Below are 7601 nucleotides of genomic sequence, written 5' to 3'. Positions count from 1 at the left end.
GAGGAGGTCGAGGCCATCATCAGATGCGCGCAAGGCGTGGCGCGCAACGCCTCGATCAGGCGGAAGCTGCCGATCAGGTTGGCCTCGACATAGCTTTCGGGCGCGTCGATCGAATGCCGGACCCCGGCCTGCGCGGCGAGGTGCACGACGATCTCGGGCCGGGTCTCGGCCACCAGCCGGTCGAGAAGCCCCGCCTCCTCGATCCGCCCCTCGACGGCGGTGAAGCCGGGGTTCTCGGCCAGCGCCGCGTGGCGCGCCCGCTTCAGCGCCACCTCGTAGTAGTCGGTCATCGCGTCGAGACCGGTCACCTGCCAGCCCTCGGCCAGCAGCCGCCGGGCGAGGTGGTAGCCGATGAAGCCGGCCGAGCCGGTGATGAGCGCGCGCCGGGGAGAAGAGAGTGTCATGCAAATCGCTCCGTAATTTCGAAGCGCAACTAGCCTTGTTTGCAGAGGACCCGCAACGCGCAGGGTGATCTTGCAAAAAACAATAATCTAAGTATGCGAGAAAGTCCTATTGCCTCCAGGCAGACCGTGATGCTTGCCGCCAAGGTAATCCGGTAACAGAAGAGACCAAACGGTACCCTTCGCTGGGTCGCATTCGTTTGGGCCACGGTCGAAGGGTTCCGAACCGCAAATCATCCCTATCCAAATCCTGCCTAACCCAATAAGTGGTCGATCTGCGCTGCGCAGGTCGCAAGCGCATTCAATTTAGGCGTATTTCGGAAAAGGACCCCAGCATGCAATCGAGGATCACAGTCGCGGGGCTGGGCTATGTCGGCCTGTCGAACGCAGCACTGCTGGCGCGCCATCACAAGGTGACAGCGGTCGACATCTCGTCGTGGCGTGTCGACATGGTCAACCGTCGCGAGGCACCGATCGTCGACGCCGAACTGACACGCTGCTTTGCCGAGGACGTGCTGAACCTCGAGGCCACCACCGATGCCCGCGCCGCCTATGCCCGGGCCGACTGGGTGATCGTTGCCACCCCCACCAATTACGACCCCGAGACCAACGCCTTCGACACCTCGTCGGTCGAGACGGTGATCGCCGATGTCCTCGCGGCGTCGGAGCGTGCGGTGGTGGTGATCAAGTCGACGGTGCCGGTCGGCTTCGTGCAGGAGATGCGGGCCCGTTTCGGCACCGACCGGATCCTGTTCTCGCCGGAGTTCCTGCGCGAGGGAAAGGCGCTCTACGACAACCTGCACCCGTCTCGCATCGTCGTAGGCGAACGCTCCGAGCGGGCGCGCGCCTTCGCAGATCTGCTGGCGGGCGCGGCGCTGGACAGCGACGTACCGGTGCTGCTCACCGACCCCAACGAGGCCGAGGCGATCAAGCTCTTCGCCAACACCTATCTCGCGATGCGGGTGGCCTATTTCAACGAGCTCGACAGCTACGCGATGAGCCATGGCATGGACACGCGCCAGATCATCGACGGCGTCAGCCATGACCCGCGGATCGGCGGGCATTACAACAACCCCTCCTTCGGCTATGGCGGCTACTGCCTGCCCAAGGACACCAAGCAGCTCCTGGCCAATTACAGCGAGGTGCCGCAGAACATGATCCGCGCCATCGTCGAGGCCAACTCCACCCGCAAGGACTTCCTCGCCGATCAGATCATCGCGCGGGCCCCAAAGCGGGTCGGCGTCTACCGGCTGGTGATGAAGACCGGCTCCGACAATTTCCGCGACAGCTCGATCCAGGGGATCATGAAGCGGGTGAAGGCCAAGGGCATTCCGGTCACGCTCTACGAGCCCGAGCTTGCGGCCGACAGCTTCTTCAACTCGCCGGTCGAGCGCGACCTCGGCGCCTTCAAGCAGGATTGCGACCTGATCATAGCCAACCGCCGCGCCACCGAGCTCGAGGACGTGGCCGATAAGGTCTTCACCCGCGACCTGTTCGGGAACGACTGACGACCGAAGCAAGAGGCGCGCGACCGGACGCAAGGATTTCAGGCCGGCGCGCGCTGCCGATGCTCGGTGCGGTCAGATGAGCGGGTCGCCGAAGCCGTGCAAGCATCATGGCCTTTTGGAGCCGCAGGCGAAGGCCGGGCTAGCCCGGCGTCGCCTGCACGAAGCGCAGCTCGCCCGGCGCGATCAGCGCGGCGGTGAGCCGGCCGCTGGCATAGGCGCCGGTGTCGGTCGCGATGCGGCCGGCATGGGAGAAGGGCTGATCGAAGATGGTGTGGCCATGCGCGATCCAGAGCCCGTCGCCGCGCGGCTGGCTCTCGAACAGCGGATGGCCCCAGAGCAGCGTGCGCTCCGATTGCAGCTGGATCGGCTGCTCGGGGTCGGCGGCGGCGTGGACCACCGCGACGTTGCCGCTGCGCCATTGCAGCGGCAGCCGCGCGAGCCAGTCCCGCCCCTCGGCGCCGAGCGCTTGGGCGAAGGCGTCGCGCGCCGCCGTCATCCGCTCGGGGCCCTCGCCCGACAGGCCGACGCCGAAGCTCGCCAGCGTCTGCAGCCCGCCATTGCGCAGCCAGCGGGCGCCGCTCTTCTCCGGGTTCTCGAGAAAGTCGAGGCACATCGCCTCGTGGTTGCCCTTGAGGCAGACCAGGTCGGGCCGGTCGCGCAGCCGCTCGATCACCGCCCGGCTCTGCTCGCCGCGGTCGATGTAGTCGCCGACCAGCACCACCTGGTGCCCGGGCGCCTCGGCGGCGAGCCGGTCCAGGAGCCGGCCGAGCAGGTCGTCGCGGCCATGCACGTCGCCGATCACGGCGATCGGCGCCTCGGGCGCGAGCGGCGCGTCGAAGGCGGGGGCGGGCGTGCGGGCCTTGCGGCCGCGCAGGGAGGAGAGAAAACGAAACATGGCCGGGACCATAGCCCCGGCCATGCCGATTTGACCAGATCTCCGGCTGGCTCAGGCGCCGCGGCGTCCGACCACCGTGCGCAGCGTCTGCCAGGTCAGCCACAGGTCGAAGCGCATCGAGGCGCGGCGGATGTAGAGCAGGTCGGCCGCCACCTTGCGGCGCAGCCCCTCGAGCCCGTCGACATAGCCGACCTCGGTCTGGGCGAAGCCGCTGATCCCGGGCAGCACGTCGTGGCGGCGGCGATAGCCGCGGACGCTGCCGACATAGACGATGGCGTGATCGTAGAAATCCGGGCGCGGGCCGATCAGGCTCATCTGCCCGGCGAACACGTTGAGGATCTGCGGCAGCTCGTCGACCCGCGACTTGCGCAGGATCCGCCCCAGCCGGGTGATGCGGTTGGTCTCGAGCGCGTCGAAGGGGCCGCGGTCGATCTCGGCGGCCTTGGTCATCGAGCGGAACTTGAAGGCCTGGAACGGCTCGCAGCCATAGCCCATCCGGGTCTGCACGTAGAACAGCGGCCCGCGGTTGAAGAAGGGGTTGAGGATTAGCAGCAGCAGCGCCGCCACGAGCAGCACCGGCAGCAGCAGCAGGCAGACCGCGACGTCGAACAGCCGCTTGCCCGGGCGCCCATGGGTCTGGAATAGGGCCGGCTTCTTGGGGTCACGGCTGTCCGCCGTCAGATAGTCAGAGGAAACCGCGGTTTCGGTCATAGGCAAACACATCCCTGCGCCGGGACACCTCTCCCGCCGCTCTTCCTTGGCCCCTGCGTCAGCGCACCGCGCGAGCGAGGGGGGTTTTCGTCAGGGTTGTGCTAGCACAGGCAAGAAATCCTTTGCTAGGGGGGCAGGAGTTCTTCGAGAAACTTATTGAGAAGTGCCCAACTCTTTCGCTCCAAACGGCGTCAGAAATACTCAGAACATGACTAAAGAATCTATATATTACAACAACTTCAGGCCCTTGGGTCCACTCAATGTTTCAAACTGCGAGCGCCAATCTGGACCTGTAGCGAGCCAGCGAACGACAACTGATACCTAATAAAACGCTATAGAATCCAAAACAAGCATCTCATGTGACCATATTGACACATAAATCAATCACGAGTTGATCGGGCGGCTCGAAATACCTAGAAATGAGAGGCTACCGGTGAACTCGAAGTAGATATCACCAAAAAAAGCATACTCGCACTCAAGAGAAAAATAAACTAGTACACGCTAGGGAAACCAAGACAGAAATCTCATATTGGAAGCGGCGAAGCAAATTACCTAAAAAGTATATTTGAAACAACGGCGACAACCACAAGGATTCGACATACTAGAAAAGGACACCTCAGGAAAGGGATTCCCATCTTATACTAGAGCAGGAGAACCGCTTTATCGGCTTAGCAGGAACTCCAACTGCGATGCAATTTTTCGGGATATTCCGAGTCACCACACTATTCGCGCCAATAATGCAGTTGTCACCAATACTCACACCGGGCAAAATAGCCACGCCCTCTCCAATCCAAACATTATTCCCAATATAGACAGGGTCAGCCGAGATCGCTCTCTTCGCGACAGGGACAGTAAACTCAGGCTCGCTTGGAAAACTGCCGTGATTGTGATCAGAGATGAAAACTCGGCTTGCAATCAGGGTATCGTCGCCAATCGAAACGTGAACAGCACAAGCGATATGAACACTGTCATTTATCTGAACATTTCTTCCGATGCACAACGCAGCTCCTGAAATGCGAGGGCCGACGTAGTCGATCCTACAGAATGGCCCGGAAACGAAGCCACGGCCAAATTTAATATTACGCCGCCCTTTTATGAAAAGAGGAAACCTAACTATGCGCGCTCCAGGGAAAAGTATCTTTGTGATCACCCAGCAGATAGACAGCCAAAGAAGGGAAAACGGTCCGTAACCTCTAATCATAGCAACCCCCAAAGACAGCAGAGTAAAAGTTCGTCCGGATTTCCAACACTTTGGGCTCTAGGTAGCGGCTGGCGGTACATATACTATGTTCTGAAAGTGCACGGTAAACACCAATATCGCTTAACGCCTCAACCTTTCTTGCTAGCGCATCATTGCGACCAAGAGAAATGATAAATCTTGAATCAATCAGCTCCCTTGCAGACGGGTGATCATTTCCGATACAGGGCAAGCCGACAGACATTGCCTCAATCGTTGCCCGAGGCAAACCTTCGGCGCGAGAAGCCTGGACATACAAATCGAGCTCTCCCAATCTCTCGAGAACGACCTCTTTCCTCAGCATCCCATGGAAGAAAATTTTACTTTTAAGATTGTTCGGCACAGAATCTACAATATTCTGGTCTAGGACTTCTCCGAAGAAGTGTAGCTCGAAATCGCGATCAATAAATTTTGCTGCCTCAACAAGAAGATCACTACCCTTCTTGAGCGAGACCGCGCCAACACTGCCGATTTTTATCGGGCCTGGGGTGGGATTTCGAACAGAGCCGACACTCTGAACATCAACATTACTCGCAGTTGCGGAGATTGGAGGGTAAGAGTCACGAGTAAGGTATGAGGCTACATTGATAACACCTCTACTGCTTCTAAAAAATCGATCTTGAAAAGCGACTATAAGCCAAGTGACGAGCAACCCAAACCTCTTCGCGCGAAATAAATTGCTATCATTAACGTGCTCCAATACATAGAAACGCGGGCGCAGAAATAATAGAATAAAAAATCCGATGACAGTCGGAAAATTTATAACGAAGCACTCATCCCTCAGTTTCGCTCTATTCTTCCAAAGAGACCAAAGCACTAACGGGTAACTACACTGGGAGTACGCAGACTTTCGGACAAAGCCATCTCTACCTGCAGTGTAGCTATCTTCCTGACCAACTGGGCGTATCCGACTGACTAGAGCCACTTCAGCTGTGTAGCGACGGAATCTGTCAAAATATGTCTCAGGCAAACCCACGGACCATTGCAGCTTTCCTTCACGTTCACCAATGGGATAATCGTGAACATAGTAAATAGTATTCAAGGCATGCTCCGAAATCAGAGTTTGCGGGTGACGATGCGAAACGCCATAGCAACAACCACATAAAATGGGAAGAGCAGGATACTTGAAACTCCAAAACGACGCACCTCTGAAAGCCCGCGCCTCCTCAGACAGTACATAATTATTGGCCCATCGGCAAAGATACGCTCGTATTTCTTTAGGTTAGGGATACTACTGAGAAAGCTACGATGGTCAGCTATTACCTGCTCAATAGACCTGCTTCTACTTAGGCTATTGGACTGAATTCGGCGAATGACTCCCGCCCCATTCTCAATATCAATCTTACACCACAGCAGCATATCTAGTAAAAGTTTATGATCTTCCCGTGTCGTAAGTGCCTCGTTAAACCCGCCGACTCGATCAAATGTACGTCGATCAAAAATCATAGTAGGCGTGTTCATATTTAGGATCTGCGCCAAAACTAGAAAGCGAATAGATGCCGGTCCAAAATTGGAGAATGCGCCCTTACAGAAAATGTCCGAGAAGTCAAAACGTTCATTGATGTTTGCTATGGAGCTTAACGATATAAATGAATCATTCTCACCCACCTTCTCTTTGAGCTTTTCGATCCTGAAGTCGATAAACCCTGGGAGAAATAAATCGTCAGCATCGAGCAATGCAACAACGGGACAACTTGTAAGCTCCACACCTGTATTTCGCGCCGACGACGCACCACGATTTTCTGTGTGTATCACTTTTAATCTGGTGTCAAAAGGTAACCCCTCGAGTACTTCGGCTGTTCTGTCAGTAGAGCCATCGTTGACGCAAATAACTTCCTGAACACATTCGTTCTGCATCGCGGAATGAACTGCGTGCTGCACCACATCGGCGCAGTTGAAGCAGGGAATTACCACACTAACCTTCATGTTTCTTTTCCCTTAGAAGTATCGACACGAAAAGGATGAATGGGAACATAATAAGGTACCGTGAGGCCGTTTCGGGGAAGACTTGGGGTAGAGTGAAAACCAAGAATGAGAAATGAAGCGAAATAAAAAGATACAACTTATTGAGACGGAAGCAGGCATAAAGGCTATAGGCCTGAAAAACCACGTTGTGCACCGTTATAATAACAAGCACTGGGCTAGTCTTCTCACTGAAAAACGCTGGAAGGAAGCTAAAAAAGTGATTAGCCAATATATACACTGACTGCCAAGGACTGCCCTCCTGAACTTTTAGAAGCGTCAATTCTCCTGAAAACCTCTGTCTCTCAAAGGTTTCAACCAGATCTATATAGAAGTAGTCCGACAGGTAGACCACAACCAAAATAGAAACTGCGAAAAGGCCCAGGCCATAAATCGCTGTAAATCCGCGCTTCGGCCAGCTAGCGGCCAAAACAGGAGCCATCAAGACGATGACTACAATTAGCGGCATGCGAAGGAAAAGTAGAAATGCTCCAAGGAGCGCGGGAAGTATCGTTCTACCCCTCGAGATACTTAGAGTTGCAAATAGCAAGATAAGAACAATGAGAGAGTCTTTTAAATAGCTAGAAGTATGGTACCAAAAATATGGAGTAGCCACTACGACGGTGAACAAAGACTGAAGAAGTGAATAGTTCCTATAGTTATAAAGCTCCCTCCAGATGCTCCGAATTGTCCAACCTGCTAGGGCCGCTACTGCGACAAGAAGAAAAAACCGCGACGGAACGGCGTTCATTACAAGCTGTATTAGATAAATTCCGGCCCCAAACTCAATATCAGCAGGCAGAAGGTAGAGCTTCTCATCCGTAGTGAGTCCACCCGTGCTCTTAGAGACGGTATAGATTGCCGCCAGAGCCAGCGACATTATGAAG

The 7601-nt window shown here is 55.9% G+C and carries 8 protein-coding genes; 1 reads left to right on the top strand and 7 read right to left on the bottom strand.

Annotated features, from left to right (window positions below; all coding sequences use genetic code 11):
* A partial coding sequence (locus BLT43_RS17565; protein WP_131802691.1) for a GDP-mannose 4,6-dehydratase occupies positions 1 to 404 on the bottom strand: 404 nt, incomplete at its 3' end.
* Between the two features lie 332 nt (positions 405 to 736).
* Between BLT43_RS17565 and BLT43_RS17560 the strand changes: the two genes are divergently transcribed.
* Positions 737 to 1909 (top strand): nucleotide sugar dehydrogenase, encoded by a 1173-nt coding sequence (locus tag BLT43_RS17560; protein WP_090115014.1) that lies wholly within the window; start codon positions 737 to 739, stop codon positions 1907 to 1909.
* A 139-nt stretch (positions 1910 to 2048) separates the two neighbouring features.
* Here the strand turns inward: BLT43_RS17560 and BLT43_RS17555 are convergent, their stop codons facing one another.
* From BLT43_RS17555 to BLT43_RS19005, 6 genes are all read right to left on the bottom strand, one after another.
* The gene (locus tag BLT43_RS17555) at positions 2049 to 2804 is read right to left on the bottom strand and encodes a metallophosphoesterase (RefSeq protein WP_090115028.1); all 756 of its coding nucleotides are present in this window, start codon (positions 2802 to 2804) and stop codon (positions 2049 to 2051) included.
* 51 nt (positions 2805 to 2855) lie between these two features.
* Positions 2856 to 3515 carry a sugar transferase gene (locus BLT43_RS17550; protein WP_242652347.1) on the bottom strand — a complete coding sequence of 220 codons (660 nt, stop codon included), beginning with the start codon at positions 3513 to 3515 and terminating at the stop codon, positions 2856 to 2858.
* A gap of 616 nt (positions 3516 to 4131) precedes the next feature.
* Positions 4132 to 4716, bottom strand: a complete 585-nt coding sequence (locus BLT43_RS19480; RefSeq protein ID WP_090115010.1) for a DapH/DapD/GlmU-related protein — start codon at positions 4714 to 4716, stop codon at positions 4132 to 4134.
* The gene (locus BLT43_RS17540) at positions 4709 to 5794 is read right to left on the bottom strand and encodes a glycosyltransferase family 4 protein (RefSeq protein ID WP_165612664.1); all 1086 of its coding nucleotides are present in this window, start codon (positions 5792 to 5794) and stop codon (positions 4709 to 4711) included. The genes BLT43_RS19480 and BLT43_RS17540 overlap by 8 nt, the downstream gene beginning before the upstream one ends.
* Positions 5795 to 5808: 14 nt before the next feature.
* Positions 5809 to 6678 (bottom strand): glycosyltransferase family 2 protein, encoded by an 870-nt coding sequence (locus tag BLT43_RS17535; RefSeq protein WP_090115008.1) that lies wholly within the window; start codon positions 6676 to 6678, stop codon positions 5809 to 5811.
* Positions 6668 to 7594, bottom strand: a complete 927-nt coding sequence (locus tag BLT43_RS19005; RefSeq protein ID WP_131802690.1) for a hypothetical protein — start codon at positions 7592 to 7594, stop codon at positions 6668 to 6670. The genes BLT43_RS17535 and BLT43_RS19005 overlap by 11 nt, the downstream gene beginning before the upstream one ends.
* Positions 7595 to 7601 lie beyond the last annotated feature (7 nt).

The sequence above is a fragment of the Limimaricola pyoseonensis genome (assembly GCF_900102015.1).
In the GTDB taxonomy this organism is placed as follows: Bacteria; Pseudomonadota; Alphaproteobacteria; order Rhodobacterales; family Rhodobacteraceae; genus Limimaricola; species Limimaricola pyoseonensis.
This window is presented reverse-complemented; position numbering and strand designations above follow the sequence as displayed.